This is a genomic window from Deltaproteobacteria bacterium (assembly GCA_016210005.1).
GTDB lineage: Bacteria > Desulfobacterota > Binatia > HRBIN30 > JACQVA1 > JACQVA1.
The window spans coordinates 1-19007 of the sequence record JACQVA010000230.1 but is presented as its reverse complement, the minus strand read 5'-3'; the positions used below and the strand labels follow the sequence as shown (position 1 = coordinate 19007).

Annotated in this window: 14 protein-coding genes; 2 read left to right on the top strand and 12 right to left on the bottom strand. The window is 66.6% G+C overall.

Translation table 11 applies throughout. The features are described 5' to 3' along the window. The 8 genes from HY699_22080 to HY699_22045 form a co-directional block, all read right to left on the bottom strand. A partial coding sequence (locus tag HY699_22080; GenBank protein ID MBI4518496.1) for a hypothetical protein occupies positions 1-226 on the bottom strand: 226 nt, incomplete at its 3' end. Positions 227-646: 420 nt separating this feature from the next. Continuing rightward, positions 647-1702, bottom strand: a complete 1056-nt coding sequence (locus HY699_22075) for a radical SAM protein (GenBank protein ID MBI4518495.1) — start codon at positions 1700-1702, stop codon at positions 647-649. 77 nt (positions 1703-1779) lie between these two features. Next, the gene (locus HY699_22070; protein ID MBI4518494.1) at positions 1780-3207 is read right to left on the bottom strand and encodes a DUF362 domain-containing protein; all 1428 of its coding nucleotides are present in this window, start codon (positions 3205-3207) and stop codon (positions 1780-1782) included. A gap of 9 nt (positions 3208-3216) precedes the next feature. Beyond that, a complete protein-coding gene (locus tag HY699_22065; protein MBI4518493.1) occupies positions 3217-3894 on the bottom strand; it encodes a methyltransferase domain-containing protein in 678 nt (225 codons plus the stop codon). Continuing rightward, a complete protein-coding gene (locus HY699_22060; protein MBI4518492.1) occupies positions 3878-6079 on the bottom strand; it encodes a glycosyltransferase in 2202 nt (733 codons plus the stop codon). Before HY699_22060 ends, HY699_22065 begins: the two co-directional genes overlap by 17 nt. Then, a complete protein-coding gene (locus HY699_22055) occupies positions 6076-6720 on the bottom strand; it encodes a class I SAM-dependent methyltransferase (protein MBI4518491.1) in 645 nt (214 codons plus the stop codon). Before HY699_22055 ends, HY699_22060 begins: the two co-directional genes overlap by 4 nt. Then, positions 6689-8242, bottom strand: a complete 1554-nt coding sequence (locus HY699_22050; protein MBI4518490.1) for a hypothetical protein — start codon at positions 8240-8242, stop codon at positions 6689-6691. Before HY699_22050 ends, HY699_22055 begins: the two co-directional genes overlap by 32 nt. Beyond that, the gene (locus HY699_22045; protein MBI4518489.1) at positions 8239-10494 is read right to left on the bottom strand and encodes a YfhO family protein; all 2256 of its coding nucleotides are present in this window, start codon (positions 10492-10494) and stop codon (positions 8239-8241) included. The genes HY699_22050 and HY699_22045 overlap by 4 nt, the downstream gene beginning before the upstream one ends. Positions 10495-10750: 256 nt before the next feature. On the opposite strand from HY699_22045, the gene HY699_22040 reads away from it, so the two are divergent. Beyond that, positions 10751-13009 (top strand): YfhO family protein, encoded by a 2259-nt coding sequence (locus HY699_22040; GenBank protein ID MBI4518488.1) that lies wholly within the window; start codon positions 10751-10753, stop codon positions 13007-13009. A gap of 5 nt (positions 13010-13014) precedes the next feature. Here HY699_22040 and HY699_22035 read toward each other — a convergent pair whose 3' ends face one another. The 4 genes from HY699_22035 to era form a co-directional block, all read right to left on the bottom strand. Then, positions 13015-14061: a radical SAM protein gene (locus HY699_22035; GenBank protein ID MBI4518487.1), complete on the bottom strand. Its 1047-nt coding sequence runs from the start codon at positions 14059-14061 to the stop codon at positions 13015-13017. 85 nt (positions 14062-14146) lie between these two features. Continuing rightward, positions 14147-15589: a ribosome biogenesis GTPase Der gene (gene der / locus HY699_22030; protein ID MBI4518486.1), complete on the bottom strand. Its 1443-nt coding sequence runs from the start codon at positions 15587-15589 to the stop codon at positions 14147-14149. A gap of 12 nt (positions 15590-15601) precedes the next feature. After that, positions 15602-16414, bottom strand: coding sequence for a glycosyltransferase family 2 protein (locus HY699_22025; GenBank protein MBI4518485.1), 813 nt, complete (start codon positions 16412-16414; stop codon positions 15602-15604). Between the two features lie 22 nt (positions 16415-16436). After that, a complete protein-coding gene (gene era / locus HY699_22020; protein ID MBI4518484.1) occupies positions 16437-17333 on the bottom strand; it encodes a GTPase Era in 897 nt (298 codons plus the stop codon). A 132-nt stretch (positions 17334-17465) separates the two neighbouring features. Here era and HY699_22015 point away from each other — a divergent pair, with 132 nt between their 5' ends. After that, positions 17466-18917 carry a M20/M25/M40 family metallo-hydrolase gene (locus HY699_22015; GenBank protein ID MBI4518483.1) on the top strand — a complete coding sequence of 484 codons (1452 nt, stop codon included), beginning with the start codon at positions 17466-17468 and terminating at the stop codon, positions 18915-18917. The last annotated feature ends 90 nt before the right edge of the window (positions 18918-19007 follow it).

Below are 19007 nucleotides of genomic sequence, written 5' to 3'. Positions count from 1 at the left end.
TCTGTTGCACCCGCAGGATGGTGTCGCTGCCTTGATTCTGATTTGCGCTACCGCTGCGCAAATACGTGTCAGCACTGGCCCCGAGCGTGGTGGTCTGCGCTTTTACGGCGGTAGTCAAGCCCACCAGCAGGCCCAGCACCAGCCAGCCGGCGGCAACGACCCGCCGCCGCGCGCACTGGCGGCTAACAAGACCGACTGCCTTACGGCCTTTCAGAAACCCGCACATGCCCCCTTCCCGACGGCACTGTCGGCGTCACACTCAACCGATGGGCGCGCTTTACACTGGCCGCGCGCCATCAGTCAAGCTTTTTCTTACGGCCACTGTAATGTTCTGACGCGGTAGGAGTTGCCGCTGTACCCACCGCCTTCAGCAGGTCTTAAGACCTGGTCTTAAGACCACTGCCAAGTGACCGCCAACACAGCGTTAGAGCCGTTGCCGGACACTACATCCACGCATTTGAGAGTCATGACTAGAGCGCACCACCGCTCGCACTAGACCTCAACTTCCCTCCCACCGACGCCGCCATCCATCACGCCATGCGCTGACCACTATCAGCAGCTGTTTCCGCCAAGCCCCGCTTTCGCAAAATCGGCGTAACAGCTGCGTGCGCGGCGGTAGCTTGACAGTCTGCAGGGGTACATTGTGTCAGCTGTCGACTACGACGCCTTCGGCAGGGGGTAGCGCCGGGGCAGCCGGCGCGCGCGACAGCTGGCGAAAGACGCGGACTTTTTCGCATCTGGTGCAGAAGTGGCCGGGTGGAAGCGGCGACTCGGGTTCGGTCCAAATCCGGCGAGCGGCAACGAACTTGTCGTTGTTCCACAACCGGCGAAACTGCCCAGGGCGGAATTGCGCGAAGTCATCGTGTTGGTGGAAGCCCTGGCAACACGAGGCCAAGCCGCCGTCCCAGTGGAATACCGCCTTGTTCCACAACCACACACAGCGGTTGGGATGTATATCGAGGTAGTCGAGCTGGTAAGAGCCCTGCGGTGCCCAGCTGGGGTCTTCGTGCAAGCCCGCCTCGGCGACGAAGTCATCCAGCCCCAGCTCCTGTGCCAGCGCGCGCGCCTCGCCCACCTTGCCTTCGTTGTGGGCGAACACGAGGTAGCGCCAATAGATCTTGGGGTAGTCAGCGCCCAGCTCGCGCCGTAGGCGGACGAACAGACGGAGGTTGTCCATAACCAGGCCGAACTTCCCGCCGCGCCGGTAGGCTTCGTATGACTGCTGCTCGGAGCCATCAACCGAGGCCGTCAGATAGCTCAGCCCGCCGGCGATGAGCGCGCGGACGTCTTCCTCCTTGAGTCGAAAGCTGAGATTGCTGGAGATCAACGTCCGCACCCGCTTGCCCGCCGCGTAGGCGACCAAGCGCGGCAGCTCGGGGTTGAAGAACGCCTCCCCCCAATTGAACAACTCCAACTTGTAAGCGTACGGACCCAGCTCGTCCAGGATGCGGCAGAACAGCTCGTAACTGACGTTACCCCGCGGCCGTCCGGACTCGCCGCGACCGGTGGGGCAGTACGGACATTGGAGGTTGCACTTATTGCTCACGTCGACGCACAGCTCGAAAGGCAGCGAGCGCACGCGCGTCCGCCCCAACTTCATTTCCAGTTTGCACAAATAGTAGTTCAACGCCCGTCGCACGCTGTACCAGTCGTGGCGGGCGTCGGGCTGCCACCCGCCACGCCGAGCGGGAGAAGCGTTCACGAACATCTGCGCCCAAAGCTAGCGAAGGCAATCCCGGTTTGCAAAGCAGCGCGCGGCGCGGCCGGCAGCGGACCGGTTCATGGGGCTTTGCGATCAGCGCGTAGCCGAACCCCGCTCCAGCCAATGGGCACATCGAAATCAAGCCGCAGCGACGTCGCCGCCGCCGGGGTAATCCGCAGCTGCGCCGGCGTGAGGGAGCTAATCGGATACGGCGCCTGCTGCGCGGCAGCGCTCAGAAAACCGATGCCGGCGGGATCGATTCCCATCAGCTGCGTGCTCACGTAGTCGCAGGCCCAGGAGTCGAGGCCACCGATGAGCAGGCCGCAACGTTTCGGGCGCGGCGCCAGCGGGCCGTTGCCTTCGCCGGCGACGATGCCGTCGATGATCGACAGCGTTCGACGCTGCTTGCACTCGCGCAACACCCCCGCTTTATCGGCGTACAGGACGGCGCGATTGAGATCGAGCACGGTGCGCCAAACGGTATCGTTGCCACTCCAGTTGCCATCGTAAACATACGGCTCCTCGCGCCGCGCCGCGGGCGGAAACCGCAGCACCAGGCCGTCACCGCCAGGCAACGTCATGCGGGAGAGGAAGATCGCCAGCCGCGCGGCCAGCGGTGGCGCGAGCGGATACTCATCGCCCAGCGGCGGAGCGCCGCTGCAGAAATGCGGCAACCAGTACTTCTGGTTGGTCGTGCCGATCATGTTCTTGAGGCTGAGCGTCACCCCACTCTTCTTGTGAGTTTTCATCTTCGGCAGGCTGATCAGCAGATCCGCGGCCAGTATCGTCTTGGCCACCGAGTATTCATGCCGGCCATTGCGATGATGCAGCGCGGGGGCGCCGGGGTTGCTGTGATGGAAACGCAAGCGCGCGCAGCGTTCGCCCAGCTCGGCAAAAGCGCTGGCCGCGCCCAGGTCAACCGTCGCATACCCGCGCGGGTCACCGGGCAGCGGTGCGCGGCGCAAGCGCCCGAGATTCAGGCTGCGCCCGGCGATGACCGCGTTATCTATCAGCATCTGCGGCACCAGATGGTAGTCGCGCAAGTCGATCAGCTCGAGGTTCAGCCGATCGCGCCGCCGCAGCGTCTCGACCATCTCCGAGACCCCCAGCGCCGCCAGGGTGGTCGGGAAGTTGCCGCCTTCGAGCGGCGATTCAGCAATGGTGATGGTGCCGCGGCCGCGCAGGGCGCGCCAGGCGAGGTCGATCACCGGCCGCATCACCGACGGATGAGTACAACAGCACAGGAAGTCCTCACGGTCGTAACGTTGATGGAAGTTGCGAGCGCTCACGAAGTTGGGTTTGATCACTACGTGCTGGCCGGGCCCGACCAGCGCGCCCAGTGGGTTCCACTCGGTGGTGCCGAGGTGCTCGGCATCGAGATCGAGCTGCGCCAGAAGGCGCATCACGGCGTCATACACCGGGTTGGGCGGATCAAACGGCGCCGCCAGCGGATAGACGCTCGCCTCGCGCACGACCGCTACCAGGTTCTCCGCCAGCTCAGGCATACGCCCCGGTTACTCTTCCCGCCGCCGGAGCAGGCAAACGTAGCGCAACGGCAGCAGCGCTGAAGGTACGGCGCGGGTCGCTAGCAACTCGAGCGCGGCCGGTTGCAAGCGGCGGAACAACTCCGGCGAAAAGCTATGCAAGTGCCAGTCGGCCTCAGCCGCCACGGTCGGGCCGGGAGCCAGCCGGCGAAACAACCGCAGGCGCAAAGCCCAGCGCTTCAACGCCTCGATCAAGGCTTCATTGGGGAACGTAATCACCACGCTCCCATGCGGTGCCAGCACCCGAGCAATCTCCTCCAATAAGCGGCGCGGATCAACCACGTGCTCGATGACCTCGGTACACACCAGCCGGGTGAGTCGTGCGGACTGCAGCGGCAGCTGTTCCACGTCGGCGCGCACCAATGCCGCCCGCGCCCCCAGGCGGCGGCGTGATTTCAGCAACATTGTGGGCGCGATCTCCAGACCCACCAGCCGCCCGGGACACTGACCGAGTACGTGGCCCGCCCCGCAGCCCAGCTCGACGACCAGATCCTCCGGGCCGGCAGCCAACAGCTGCACCGCAACTTCGACCCGGCGCGCCTCGACCCAACGCACCAACCAGTGCGCCTGGGCGTAGTAGCGATCGATGTCGTAGTCGCGGGCCCAGCGCTCGTTCCACGCCGCGACGTCGTCAACCCGCGGCTTCACGGCGGATCTCCTCCTCCCAGGCCTCGGCCGCGGCCGCCGAAAACAGCGGCAGCTCGATCAGGCTCAGACAGATTTGCGCTTTCCCCGTTCGCCCCAGCGGTAGCTTGTCGACGTATTCGAGGCCGATGCTCATCGCCTCACCCAACGCCTTGCCGAGGGCGCGGCGAATGGCGGCCTCGGTCTCTTCCGAAAAACGCGGCTTGCGAATCAACCGGACCACCAGTCGCGTGCGCGCCTCCTGCACCACCTGATAGCGCGCCACCGCGTACTCGTATTCTTTGAAGAAGTGCGCGAAGAAGCTCGCCGGCAAGTACCGCCCGTTGCTCCCCAGCACCACCGATTGCAGCCGGCCGAGCACGCGTTCGAGCAGCGGCAGCCCGCGCCCGCAGGCACAGGTGCGATCGCTCGGCACCGCCAGGTCGTTGAGCCGGTAGCGAATCAACGGCACGCAGCGATTGTTCAGATCGGTTACCACGACCTCGCCGACCTCGCCCGCGGCCGCCGGCCGGCCGTCGCGCAACACTTCGACGATGTAGCTCTCGGCGTTGACGTGGTAGCCGCGGTGCTGCTCGCACTCGTGGGCGATGCCGCTGAACTCACGGGCACCGTACTTGTCGAATACCCGACAGCAGAATTGCCGCTCGATCAGCGCCCGGGTCACCGCCGGCAACGTCTGCGCCGAGGAAATGATCGCGCCGGCGCAGAGGCCGGTCACCCGCTCGCGTTCGAGGTAGTGCGCGATCACGTTGAACGCCTCGGCGTAGCCATCCAGCAGTGCCGGCCGGTGGCGGCGAACGTAATCGACGTAGCGCCGCAGCATGGCGTCATCGAGGCTGAACACGGGGAAGAACTTGCGCCGGAGCAGAAACGCATCGAGGTATTCCTTCGCTACTTGCTTGCGCGTCAACCCCAGGGACGAGTGCCACAGGCGGACCTGCCGGTCGCCGAAGCGGTAGCCGGTCCACTCCATGTTGCGCCAGGTATTGGCCCAACGCATGTCGAGCTGGAGGCGGTCTACGAAAAGCGCCAGGGGCTCGCCGGTGGAGCCACTGGTGGTGATCTTCTGGATCTTGTGCTTGTCGTGGTTGTCGGACAGCAGATCGAAGTAAAGGTTGTCACGCAGCTCCTGCTTGCTGAGCAGCGGCAGCCGGCGCAGGTCGTCCAGGCTGCGCACATCGCGCGGCGTTACACCGGCGGCTTGGAACTGCTCGCGGTACCAGCCGACGTGATCGTAGGCGTGCTGAACCAAGCGTTGCAGCCGGCGCAGCTGAAGCTGCGCCAGCTCGCCCGGCGAAAGCCACTGCGTTTGCCTGAGCTCATCGAGGTAGCGCGGTGCGTTGGTGGAAATCATCCAGTGATGCACCGGCATCAGGCCACGGTACAGGCGCTGATATCGGCTGCGCCAGTCGCGCCTGGCCGGAACCCTCGGGGCCGGGGCCGACAGGGCCAAGCTCTGCTCCTTGGGCTCGCGCAGGCGGAACTCGCCCAGCGCGCGGCCGAGGTCGAGCAGCGTCTTAGCCGTAACCCCCAGCGGCACTCGGCTCATGAACGAGCGGCCCACGCGCCGCTCGTCGAAGAGCGTCTCGAGCTGACGGATGGAGAAGCCCTTGGCCTTGGCCGCCACTGTCACGAAGGTCTGGAAGTACCAATAGCCGCGAGCGTGGGCGAGGATTTCCTCGAACACTTCGCGCTTGTAGACAATGAAGCCCGACTTGACGTCGTGCTGCTGCGGCATGTCGAACAGGAGTTTGAGCAGGTAATCCAGGCCGCGGCTCATGTAGTAGCGGATGTCGTCGGTTTTGCGCTCCAGCGGGCTGCGCCACCCTTGCACCAGGTCGGCATGGCTGAAGCAGATCTCGCGATAGAGCTGGGCGATGGCCTCGGGCTGGTACTGGAGGTCGGCGTCGATGGTCAGGACGTAGCGCCCCTGGGCGCGCGCCAAGCCGCTCTTCCAGGCCGCCGGGATGCCCTGGTTGTGGCAATGGTGGACGGCGACGACTCGCGGGTGTGTAGCAGCGAGTTGATCGATTTCCCTCCCTGTATGGTCCTGGCTCCCGTCGTTGACCAGGATGATCTCGCCCGCAATCGCGCGCCGGTCGAACACGCGCTCGGTACGCTCGACCAGCTCCAAGAGATTGCCCTGCTCGTTGAAGCAGGGAACCAGCACGCTTAGCTCGGTGTTCATGGTCGCGGCTCGCACACGAACAACACTTGCACGGCAGTGCGGGGCGTATTGCGAAAGCAGCGCTCGGCCACGATCGCGAACGAACGCGCCAGCAATGCCCGCTGCTGCGACAGTGAACGGATAAAATGCCCGCGGTCCATACGCAATAGCGCGCGCTGCAACCAATTCGACCCCTCCGGGTCCATGTCAACCACCACCAGCCGCAAGCGAACGATCTGCGCCAGACGGCCGAGCACGGCGCTGGCCTCGCCGTCGGACAGGTGGTGCAAGCAATTGATCAACATCGCCCGCTCGAAGCCGCGGCCGGCATCGAGGCGCTCCAGCGCGGTCAGCTCGAAGCGGCGCTGAGAACTGCGCCAGCGCCGCTGGGCAAAGGCGAGGTAGTCGCGATCAAGATCGATGCCGACGTATTCCCCGGGTACGGCGAGGCAAAACCAGCCGGTGCCGCAGCCGACATCGAGCACGCGCTCCGTCGCGGTGGCGGCCAGCGCGGCGGCCACCTCCCGCCGCGCGCGGTAGCCGTTACCGAGCACGCGCCCGTAGTGAAACGCCGCGGCCCGCAGCCACCCGCGCAGGCTTGGGGCCGGCTCCTGCGAGCTCCCGGCGGGCTCAGTGCGTCCGCTGCCGGCCATACACCGCATATGGGCCCACTTCAGCGACGCGCTGGTAGTGGCGCTGCCGCTGCAATCGGACCACCGGGTCATCACCGGCCACGAAGCCGGCGTTGATCACCAGGACAGCCGTGTCGCGTTCGGCCACGGCCCGCAACGCCTGCTCCACCTGCGCCGGGGTATTGTAGTCGCGCAGCAAGAACGAGAACGGCGTCGGGTTGTCGGCCGGCACTGCCAGATAGAGCCACGGGTCGGAAGGATAAGTGAACAGGGTGCGCGGCGCCTGCGGCTCGCGAGCAAAGGCTTGCCGCACGGCTTGCAACAAGGCCCGCGTCTTCGCTTCACCTCGCAATGTGCCGACAGCGCTCTCGAACTCCTCCGGCGCCATCTGCCAGGCGTAGCGCCAGTTGCTCCAGCCCTTGTTCATCGCCGCCACCGCCAGCAGCAACAACGCAACCTGGGGAACCAGACGCAGGAGCCGATTGGGTTGCCACAAAGCCATCGAGCACACTCCGCGCGCAATTCGAGCCGCCAGCACTAACCCGAACGGGGCGATGAAGGCAACGTGGATGAAGTCCGGATAGTAGAGAATCGAACCGGCCATGACCGCAGCCAGCAGCACCAGACACCCCCGCGTTACCTCATCGTTGCCGCGCCGGTGACGCAGTGCGAGCCCGACTGCAACTGCTTCGGCCGCCAGAGCAACCGGATAGCCCTGCAACAGCCACGGCCAAGCCAAGGGAGCCAGCTTGCCGCACAGGGCGCAGACACCCGCCCACGACACCTGGTCGGCGTGAAAACTGGAATAGCGCTGGAACACAAAGGTGAAGATGGCGTAGACCAGCTCCGCCACCGAAGCGCGCCAAGCGCTGTAGCCGAGCACCACCCCCGCCACCAGCAACCACGCCACCAGCGCACAACCGAGGTCATGGCGGACGCGCCGCCAGCCACCGCCGGCAACCGCGGGCCACGCGCCCGCGACCAGGGTCACAGCCAGCCAGCCGGCCAGAACAACACCCTGCTGTTGCTGAACACAAAAGGTCAGCGCCGCCAGCGCCCCCGCCAGCAGAACCCGCGCGCGACCCGCTTGGCTTTGCCGCTCGCCCAACACGGCCGTGGCGGTTCCCAAGCAGAGGGCGGTGGATAACCAGTGCGGGCTAGCGTACGGCCATGCCGGCAAGCACGTCGCCGCGAACAACACTACCGCAACGGCGGCCTCGGCCGCCCCCGCCACCCGCCGCGCCAAAGCGAATAGCAGCACGCAACTGACCGCGTTGATCACCGCCATCGCCACGCGCGCCGCCAGCAGCGATGGCCCGCTCAGGGCGAAGATGCCGGCAAAGAAGTAAAAGCTACCCGGAGTGATGAACTCAAACACGTCACGATAGAGCGCCTGCCCGTCGAGCACCCGTTTGGCGCCGTAGAGGACAACGCTTTCGTCTGCCCCGCCCAGCACGCGCGGCAGACTCAACTGGTAGACGGCAACGGCCGCCGCCAGCAGCCAGCCGAGCGCGCGCGGGCCGACAACCCAGGCTCGATCGCCGGCGATCACCTGTCCTCGTCCCTAGTCCGGCGCGCACGCCAGCCGATCCAACCCACCCCGAGCACCAGCGTCAGGCCGCTGATGACGCTGCCGCCATAGAAGCTCCACGGCACGTAGCGGAATTCCACCACGCTGTGACCGGGGGCAATGCGCACCGCTCGCGCAACGGCGTTGGCCCGCCGGATCGGCTCGCGGCGGCCGTTAACGTACGCCTGCCAGCCGGGATAGTACGAGTCGGTCAGCACCAGATAGCCGGCTTCTTCCATTTCCGCCGTGATGCGCACGAAGGTATCGCCATAGGCTTCGATCACCACCTCCCGTTCGGCCGAGCGCCCGCGGCCGCCGGGCACGCAGCCATCCTCCAGCATCACGCTACGCCGCAGATCGAAGCTGCCAGCGGCGACGCGGCGAAACCACTCATCCAGCGCCATGCCGCACTGCGCCTGGTTGACCGCGTAAGCCCGCGGCAGCGCCTCAGGATCTTCAAACAACGCGAATCCCCTGGCCTCCGGGTTCATCACCCAGGCCGGCATCTCGACCCGCACCAGACCCGCAGTCAGCTCTTGAGCGTCGCGTCCGCTGAGTTTCTCAGGATGAAAAAGAAAATAGCGCACGCCCAGGAGTTGCAGGAACCGCCGCGCCGGCCCGACCAGCGAGCCGGGCCAGTCGCCCTGGAACGGGAACGGCCACTTGCTGCCGCCCGAGCCCAGACCACCGACGGCGGCATAGAAGAGGGCGCCGTAGCGCTGCAAAGCCAGCGGTTCGTAGTCCACCGGCGAAAAGAAGCCGAACAGCATGGCGACTTTCGCCGACCAGCGCGCTTCCCCGCGAACGACAAACACCCGCGACAATCCCGCGCGCTCGGCCACGTCGCCGTACACGCGCTGATGCTGCCAGATGCGCCGCCAGGAGTTGTTGAGGTACGGGAGATTCTGCCGGTTCATCGAGAAGCCCACCAGATCGACCACCACGAGGACAACGATACCCGCAGCCGCAGCGCTCGCCAGTGTGCCGCGGCGCGCCCAAGCCGCAACCGGCACGAGTACCACCGCCGCCGCCGGCACCAGGAATGACAGCTGTGGGTAGCGGTAGGCCGCCAACCCCAAGGCCAGCCCGGCGGCCAGCATCGCGGCGGCGCGTCGCAGTCTGGTTGCGCCGCTGACGAGTGCGTGCGCGCCCACTCCCGCCAGCAAGGCGACACCGAAGTTCGCCAACAGGAAGGCGCGCTGCGGTAGCCGAAACCAGCTCATACCCGGCACCTGCGCGTGCAACTTGAGAAACCACTCGGGGGCCACCATACCAAGTCCGCCCCACAGCACTAGCAGCGCACAAAACCACCGCAGCCGCATCGGCGCCGCCACCAACCCGCTCACAGCCAACGCCAACGGCAGCGCACCAACATACGGCAGCCACGGACCAGCCGGCGGCATCACCGCCCCATCGAGCAGTGCGGCCGTGGTCTTGGCCGTATCCAAGGGATTAAATGGCGGATTGATCTGGTACAGCGGCAGACTGGCGGTCGAGCGTGCGCTCTGCTGCGCCAACTCGAGCGTCGGCAGCAACTGCGCGGCGGCCAGGGCAAACCCCGCCGCAATCGCGAGCGCTATCGGCCAAAGCTGCCGCAGCGGTGCGAGCGAGCGCTGGCCAATCGCCGGCGCAGAGCAGTTGAGCAGTGAGAAGAGCGCGAAGGTATAGACAATGTAGACGACGTTCTGATGGCCGCCGGAAAGCGCGGGCATCGCCACCGCCAGTGACAACAGCAGCAACCAACCCCGCCGGCCTCGGCTACCGAAGCGCGCCAGCGCCGTCACTCCGAGTGGCAACCACACCAGCGACTCCAGAAACGGGGGCCAAAATAGATTCGACAGCACCGCGCCCGACAGCGCGAAGCTCAGCCCGGCCGTCAGCGCGGCCAGCCAGCCAAGCTCCAAGCCCCGCCCGAGCAGCGCCATGAACACGACCGCCAGCAGCAGGTGCACAAATGCCTGCACCCCCATCCCGAGAGCCGTGGGAACGATGAGATAGATCAGATGTAGCGGGTACAGCACGCCCGCCTGCAAAGTGGCCAGGCCGGGGATGCCCCCGAGTTGGAAGGGATTCCACAACGGCAGATGCCCCGCGCGCAGCGCCTCGAAACTGAACTCCAGCGCCGGGTAGTAGTAGAGGTAGAGATCGTAGTTGGCACCGTACTCGGTAGCGCCGGCGACAATCCGCAAACACCAGACCAGGCTTACCACCGCCGTCGCCACCGCGCCGAGCAACAGCGGTTCAAGCCACCGCCGAGGTGCCCTCGGCGCTGCCCTCGCGGCTGCGGAGAGCGCGTGCGCCGACGTGGGATCTGCGCAAGCGGGGGCTCCAACTGACGGTCCAACATCCATACGGGCGCTGATCCATGTAGCAGGAGTCCCGGTGGCCGCAAAATACCCGCCCACGGCATCAGGCCTGCATCAGGCGGCACGGCGGTGAAGCGGCGCGGCTTGCACCCGCGCCGGCACTTGCCTAAAGCGTTAGCCGCCGATGAGAAGACCCGACTGGTGGGCGCCACTGGGAGCGCTGGTGCTGGTCACCGTTTGGTGGCACTGGCGAGTGGCAGGGCCAATCGCGCACGACTCGCTCATCCCGTTTCTGAACTACGACCTCTACGCCTACTACTACCCGACGGTGCGCTTCGGTTTCGATGAGTTGCGCCACGGCCATTTCCCGCTCTGGAATCCGTACCAGCTCGCCGGTCTGCCGTTCTTTGCCACCCACCAGCACGGTTTGCTCTACCCGTTCAACGCTCTACATTTCTTTCTCGAACCCGGCCTGGCATTCAAGTGGACCGCGATCGTTCACTACACCATGGCGCTGATCTTTGCGGGCTACCTCGGGCGCGTCCTCGGCCTCTCCAGCGGTGGCATCTTGGTTACCGCCGTCACCTACGCCTTCAGCGGCTACCTGCAAAGCCACCTCTACGTCCGGACCTGGCTGGTGGGTGCCGTCTGGCTGCCGCTCGCATGGGCGTTGACTATCCGGATGTTCCGCGAGCAGTCACCGCTGCGGCCGGCGTTGTGGCTGGCGACGGTCTTCGCCTGCCAGTACCTCGGCGGCTACCCACTGTACAATATGCTCACCGGCTACAGCGTCGCCCTGCTGGCGGTCTGGGAGGTGGCCGCGATGGCGCGCGGCGGCCGCTGGCGTCCAGCCACTAACGCCAGCGCGGCGCTGGCTGCTGCCCTGGTGATCGCGGGCGCACTGAGCGCCGTCCAGCTGCTGCCAATGATGGAGATGACGGCGCTGAGCCCGCGCCGGCTGGGTTCGCTCTCGGCGGCAGCCGCCGATCCCTTCCCGCTGCAAGGGCTCGGCCAGTTCCGCTCGCTGTTCTTCCCTTTATTCACACCTACAGCCGCCGGCTCGCTCTACCTCGGGGCGACGATGCTGCCGTTTTCGGCACTGGCGCTGTTTCATCCTCGTTTGCGTTCGCGCTCGATCTTCTTTCTGACCCTGGCGCTGTCTGCCGGAGTACTGGCGCTGGGTCAGCTCACGCCGGCATACAGGTGGTACCAGATGCTCCCGACCAGCAACTGGTTTCGATTTCCGGCCGAATTCATCTGGCTGGCGACCGGTGCTCTCGCGTGCACTGCCGGCATCGGCGCCGAGGCTTTGATGGCTCGCCGGCCGGCGGGGCGTTGGCCGGCGCTGGCGGCCGCGGCAGCCGCGCTCATCTTGGTCGCCATCATCATCCGCTTTCATCCGCCGAGCCCGCCGCTCGACTGGATCGGCCGCCGGACCGCCACCGTGCTGCTCGCCCTGTCTATTCCGGCGCTGATGCTGGCGAGCACGGCGCGCCCCCTGGCTTGGGCGGGCGCCATTGGCGCGCTGTGGTTGGATCTCGCGCTCGGGTTCGCCAACTACGCCCTTATCCCGGACGTTGCCCCCGAGCACTTCGGCGCACCGGCCTCGGTGATTGACTTCCTGCGGGCGCAACCGGATCTACCGCGTAGCCATTTCCATATGCCGGCACCGGGCGCCCCTCTGCCAAAAGTGGGCATGCGCCACCACCTCTATGCGATCACGGACCACGAAAGTCTGATCCCGAGCCGTTATGCCGAATACCTCGCCTGGGCCGAGCGCGCGGCGCCGCCACAACCCGTGGCCTTGCCCCAAGGCCGTCTCATTCTCGATGCCCAACGCAAGCAAATGAGGTTGCTCGATCTGCTCGGCGTGCGCCATATCGTGACACGAACCAACACCCCGTTCACAGCGGCCGAAGCCGCGCGCTACCGGCCGGTGTTTGCCGACGGCGAGTTCACGGTGCACGAGAATCCGGCCGCGTTGCCGCGCGCTTTTGTCGTCGGGCACAGCGAGGTCACCGACCCGAAGGCGATGCTGGGGCGTCTGAGCAGCCGCTCATTTGAGCCGCTGACGAGCGCCCTGGTGGAGACCGAGGCCGCCGCCGTCACCGGCGGGCAGTCGCGCGCGGCCGAGATTACCGAGTACGCGCCGGAGTATGTCGCCATCCGCGTCGGCGGCGACAGCCGGGGCTTGCTGGTACTCACCGATCAGTTCTACCCGGGCTGGGAAGCGAGCGTGGACGGCCGGCCGGCCGCGATTTACCGCGCGGACTATGTCTTCCGCGGCGTGCCGGTGCCGGCAGGCGAGCACACGGTGGAGTTCCGCTTTGTTCCGCGTTCGTTCTGGCTGGGTCTGGCCGTTAGCGGCACTACCCTTCTCGTCCTGCTGGCGGTCGCGATCTGGCAATGGCGGCCGGGAGCATCGCCGCAGAGCGGCGGCTAACCGTCTCAGCCTGAGGCCTGCTCGCGCAGCTGCGGCGGCGGCTTCATCTTCGAGTGCAGCGGCAAGCCGCGATAGAAGCGCACTTTGTCACAACTGGTGCAGAAGTGCCCGTCCGGCAACGGTGAGTCCTTTTCCGTCCAGATGCGGCGCGCGGCCACGAACTTCTCGTTGTTCCATAACTGCCGAAAAGCGCCCGGCTGCCAATCGCCAAAATCATCGTGTTTGAAGAAACCGGAACAGCACGAGGCCATGCCGCCGTCCCAGTGAAACACCGCCTTGCGCCACAGCCACGGGCAGCGGTTGGGGTGCATCTCGAGATACTGGTACGAGTGATCGCCCGCCGGCGCCCAGTCGGGTTCGTCGTAGAGCCCGCCCGAGGCGGCGAAGCTATCGAGCCCGAGCTCGTGGGCCAGTTGGCGGGCTTCGTCCACGCGCCGTTCGTTGTGGGCGAAGATCAGGTACTGCCAGCACAAGCGCGGAAAGCGGCTGTTCAGCTCGCGGCGCAGGCGCACCAGCGTGCGCAAGTTCTCCACCGCTAGGGCGAAGTTGCCGCCGCGCCGGTAGACCTCGTATGACTGCTGATCGGCCCCGTCGATAGAAGCCGTCAGGTTCGTCAGGCCGGCGGTGACGATAGAGCGCAGGTAGTCTTCTTTGAGGCGGAAGCTCAAGTTGCTGGAAATCGAGGTCTCCACCTTGCGGCGATGGGCATACTCGATCAGCTGCGGTAGCTCGGGGTTGAAGAAGGCTTCGCCCCAGTTGAACAGTTCGAGGCTGAAGACGTAGGGCGCCAGCTCGTCGAGAATCGCGCTGAAGGTTTCAAGGGCAACGTGGCCCTTGCCTCGGCCGTGCTCGCGGCGGCCGGTGGGGCAGAACGGGCAGGTCAGATTGCACTTGTTGCTGACGTCGATGCAGAGCTCATACGGGCGAGAAATCAGGCGCGTCCGCCCGAGCTTCATTTCCAGGCGATTGAGCACGAGGTTGAAGAGCCGCAGCGGCGTCATGTTGGCGCGCCGTGCCATCGCCGAACGCAGCCGGCGCGGCAGCGCTGCCATCAGGACCCTACCGCTCTGACTCATCACTCGGGGATGCTAGCGGCCAAGACTCTGTAAGTAAACCGCGTTGCGCCGCGCCGCGGTCCTAGTGTTTGCGCGCGCCGCGGTCTCCCCGCGTAGCCCTGGCGCTGCGTTTTGGCGCTAGGCTCTGGGTCTCCCGCCGTGGCCGGAAGCGCAACTGCAGGGGCGTGCCGTGCAACTCGAACGCCGCGGCAAACTGGTTGCGCAGAAAGCGCTCATACACCGGCTGCACCAGGCGCGGGGCGCTGGTGAAGATGGTGAGCACCGGCGGCGCACTGCCGGTCTGCGTGGCGTAGTAAAACACCGGCCGTTTGCCTTGCACGCTCGGCGGCGCCTGCGCCTGAGTCGCGGCTTGGAGCACCTGATTCACGCGCGGCGTCGGCAGTTGTGCGCGATGCGCCGCCGCCAGCGCCTCGACTGCCGGAACGACCCGGTCGACGCCGCGCCCGCTCAGTGCCGACACAAACACCATCGGTACCTCCGCCAGCGTCGGGTACTTCCAGGCCAGGGCTTCTTGAAAACGGCGTTCTTCGCGCTCGCCTTTCGGTCGCGCGTCCCATTTGTTGACGACGAACAGCAGGGCGCGGCCGCGCTCCCAAGCGTAGCCGGCGATGCGCGCATCCTGCTCCGCAAGTGGTTCGCTACCGTCGATCACCAGCAACGCGATCTCGGCGCGATCGAGCGCGCGCAAGGCCCGCGCCACGCTGGCGCGTTCGAGTCCCTCGTGCACCTTGGGCCGGCGCCGAATACCCGCGGTGTCGATTAGCAGGTAGTTGCGGGCATTGAACGTGGCCAGAGAATCGATCGCGTCGCGGGTAGTACCCGGGATCGGTGACACGATGGCGCGCTCCTCGCCGAGGAGGCGGTTGAGCAAGGACGACTTGCCCACATTAGGCCGGCCGACGATCGCCAGCGCAATCGGCTCGTCGACTGCGGCAACCGCTGGCGTCGCGCTATCACCCGGCAACGCTGCCACGACCTCGGCCATCAACTCGTCCACGCCGCGGCCGTGTGCGGCCGACATCGGGTAGACCCGCTCGACGCCGAGGCGAAAGAAGTCCGCGGCCTGGTCTGCGAGGCCGGCGGTGTCGAGCTTGTTGGCGGCGAAGAACACCGGCGCGTGCCCGCTCCGCAACCGCCGCCACAGCCCGGCTTCGAGCGCGCTGGCACCGGCGCGGCCATCGACGAGCAGAATAATGGCATCGGCTTCGGTACTGGCGCGCAGCGTGTGGGTGCGTACGGCCGCGAGCAGCTCATCCGCCGGCCGCTCGTCAGCCTCGACGCCGCCGGTATCGACCAGGCGAAAGCAGCGGCCGCCCCATTGTGCCACCGCCTCGTTGCGGTCACGCGTCACGCCCGGCCGTTCATCGACCAGCGCTCGCTGGCTGCGCACCAGGCGGTTGAACAACGTCGACTTGCCGGCGTTGGGCCGGCCGACGATCGCCACCACCGGCAGCGCGGCCGTAGCCAGCACCGGCGCCGGTTCCTTGAGCTTGCGCTGGCGCATCAGCTCTCAGCGCTACGCGTCCGTGGGCCGGGCGCCGGCCGCTTCGACCGCCAGCGGCACACCGTCACGCGGCCGCGCGTTCCGCAAGATGGTGTAAACAGCGGCAAAGGCATCCTTGAGGCCGATCTTCTTACCTTGGGCGTAGTCGCGTCCGCTGTACGAACAGCCCACCTCGTAAATACGTGCCCGCATGTGCGCCAGCTTGGCGGTGACTTCGGGCTCGAAGCCGAAGCGCTTGGCGTGCAACGGGATGCGTTTGATCACGTCGGTGCGAAATGCCTTCGCGCCGGTCTCCATGTCGGTGAGGTTGAGGTTGGTCACCATGTTCGACAGCAGCGTCAGCAGCTTATTGCCGACGAAGTGCCAAAAGAACAACACTCGGTGAGGAGCGCTGCCGATGAAGCGCGAGCCGTAGACGGCGTCGGCACGGCCGTCGAGGATGGGACCAATCAGCAGTGCGTAGTCAGCCGGGTCGTATTCCAAGTCGGCATCCTGCACCACCACGACGTCGCCGGTGGCAGCACGAAAGCCGGCTCGTAGCGCCGCTCCTTTGCCCTGGTTGGGCTGCTGTCGCAGCACTCGCAGCGTGTTCTCGAGACCGGGCGGGCCCTCGATCCGGCCGCTGTTTTCGAGCGCAAGCAGGATCGCAGCGGTGTCGTCGCTCGAACCGTCGTCGACGACGATCACCTCCTTGCGAAACGGCGCCGCCGCCACCCGCCGCAAGATCTCGGCGATGGTGGCTTGCTCGTTGTACACCGGCACCACCACCGAGAGCTTGAAACCGGTGGGATCAATCGACGTATACAAAGGCCCTGCGGGCTTCATAAGGAGCGGGGGGTGGCCGAGGCTACAGCCCGAACTCTTTCAGCCGCGCCGGCGTCGTCGGCCAGTCGGTTTGCACGCGCACGAACAGCTCCAAGAACACCCGCCGTTCGAGCAAGGTCTCGATCTCCGCGCGCGCGCTCTGGCCGATGGCTTTGATGCGGCGGCCCCCTTCTCCGATCACGATCGGCTTCTGCGACACGCGGGCGACGTGAATGGCAGCCTTGATCACCACCAGGGATTTCTCTGGCTTCTCGGTGAATTCATCGATGGTCACCGCAACCGCATACGGCACCTCGTCGCGCGTGGCCAAGATGACCTTCTCGCGAATGATCTCGGCAACAATGGCGCGCTCGCTTTGATCCGTGAGCTCGTCATCCGGGTAGTATGCCGGCCCCGCCGGCAACTCGGCGGCGAGCACCGCCAGCAGCCGGTCGAGGTTGTCGCCGGTCAGCGCGCTGACCGGCACAATCGGCCGCTCCGGACACAGCCGGCTCACCTCATCGAGCAGCACGAGCAATCCATCCTTGGGCACCAGATCGATCTTGGTGACCACCGCGCACAGCGGTTTGGCACTGGCCTGCGCCAGCCGCAGCGCGTGGCGATCAGCGGGCTGCAGGCCGGCAGCGCCATCGACGAGCCACACCACCGCGTCGGCATCGCTCAGGGCACGGCGGGCCACCTCCACCATGCGCTCGTTGAGCAACCCGCGCGGTTGATGCAGGCCGGGCGTATCGATGAACAGGATCTGCGCCTGCGCCAAGGTCTTGATGCCGAGGATACGGGTGCGGGTGGTTTGCGGCTTGGGGGTCACCGCCGCGACCTTGCGCCCGAGCACGGCATTGAGCAGCGTCGACTTGCCGACGTTCGGGCGGCCGACGATGGCGACATAGCCGGAGCGGTGGGCGGAAGTAGCTGACATCGCGGTCTCAGACACACGTAGCACTTAATACACCCTGGCGCGGTCGGCAACGGGTGCGGGTGACGCGGCGCCGGGCCGGACGGCAACGGCGCACCTTGACGCCCCGGCGGCAGGGCAGTAGCGTCCGCGGCGATGACTGATGCGGCCACCATCGCGCGCGTACTGGCGCGCATCGACGAGCACCTGCCGCGCCACCGTGCGGCGCTGGAATCCCTGATCCGCATTCCGAGCGTGAGCGCAGGCGGGTTTGCGCCCAGCGAAGTCCGCCGCTCGGCAGAGGCGGTCGCGACCATGCTCGCAGGTGCAGGTTTGCACAACGTTCGCCTGCTCGAAGTCGGCGATAGCCACCCCTACGTTGCCGCCGAGTGGCTGGGTGCGGCCGGCGCACCAACGGTGTTGTTTTACGCCCACCACGACGTGCAACCGCCCGGGCATCGCGAACGCTGGAGTGCCGATCCGTTCGAGCCGGTTGAGCGCAACGGCCGCCTTTACGGCCGCGGCAGCGCCGACGACAAAGGCGGCGCCGTAATGCACGCCGCCGCCATCGACGGCTGGCTGGGCGCAACCGGCAAGCTACCCTGCAACGTCAAGGTGCTCATCGAGGGCGAGGAGGAAATCGGCTGCGGCCATTTGCGGGCGTTTCTCGATCGCTACGCGGCCGAGCTGCGCGCCGACGTGATCGTGCTGGCCGATGCCGGCAACTGGGCCGTTGGCCGGCCGGCGCTGACGTACATGCTGCGCGGCCTCACTGATCTCGCCGTCCGGGTGCGGGCCCTGCGAGCCCCGCAGCACAGCGGCATGTTCGGTGGCGCCCTGCCCGACCCGGTGCTGGCGCTGTCGAAGATGCTGGCCACGCTGGTGGACGATCGTGGTGCCATTGCGGTGCCCGGCTTGGCCGACGATGTGCGCCCGCCGAGTGCGGCCGAGCGGGCGCGCTTGGCCGCACTAGCGCTCGATGAAAGCGCTTTTCGCCGCTCGGCTGGCGTTATCGGCGACGCCCAGCTGGTCGGCGATCCCGCCCACTCGCTCTTCGAGCGCCTGTGGATGCAGCCGGCCATAAGCATTATCGGACTCGACGCCCACCCGATTGCCGGCTCCTCGAACCAGGTGCTGGCGGAAGCTGCGGCGCGTGTCAGCCTGCGGCTGGCGCCCGGGCAGGACCCGCAGCGCTGCCAGCAGCGCCTGGCCGACCACTTGCGAGCCGTTACACCCTGGGGACTGACCGTCGAGATAACTCCCGGTGCCGACTCGGCACCGGCGTGGGTGTGCGAACCGGGCGGGCCGGCATTCGCGGCGGCGGAAGCGGCCTTGAGCGCCGCCTTCGGGGTGGCGCCGGTGTACATGGGCGTCGGCGGCTCGATCCCGTTTGTCGGCCCGTTCGCCGCCGCTTTCGGCGCCCCGGCGCTGCTGATCGGCCCGGGTGATCCCGGTTCGCGCATCCACAGCGAAGATGAAAGTGTGCACCTGGGCGACTGGCAGCGCCACTGCCGCGGCGAGGCGCTGCTGCTGGCCGAACTCGCGGCCCGCCTTAGCTCTGATCCTGCCCGAGAAGTGTTCGCTGGACACGGTGACGTGAGATGTTAGGGTCCTTCAGCAAGCTTGGCAAAGACTTTGAAGAACTCGGCGATGTCGTCCATGCGTGGCAGCCCGATCCAGAGAGCCTTGGTGCCTGGC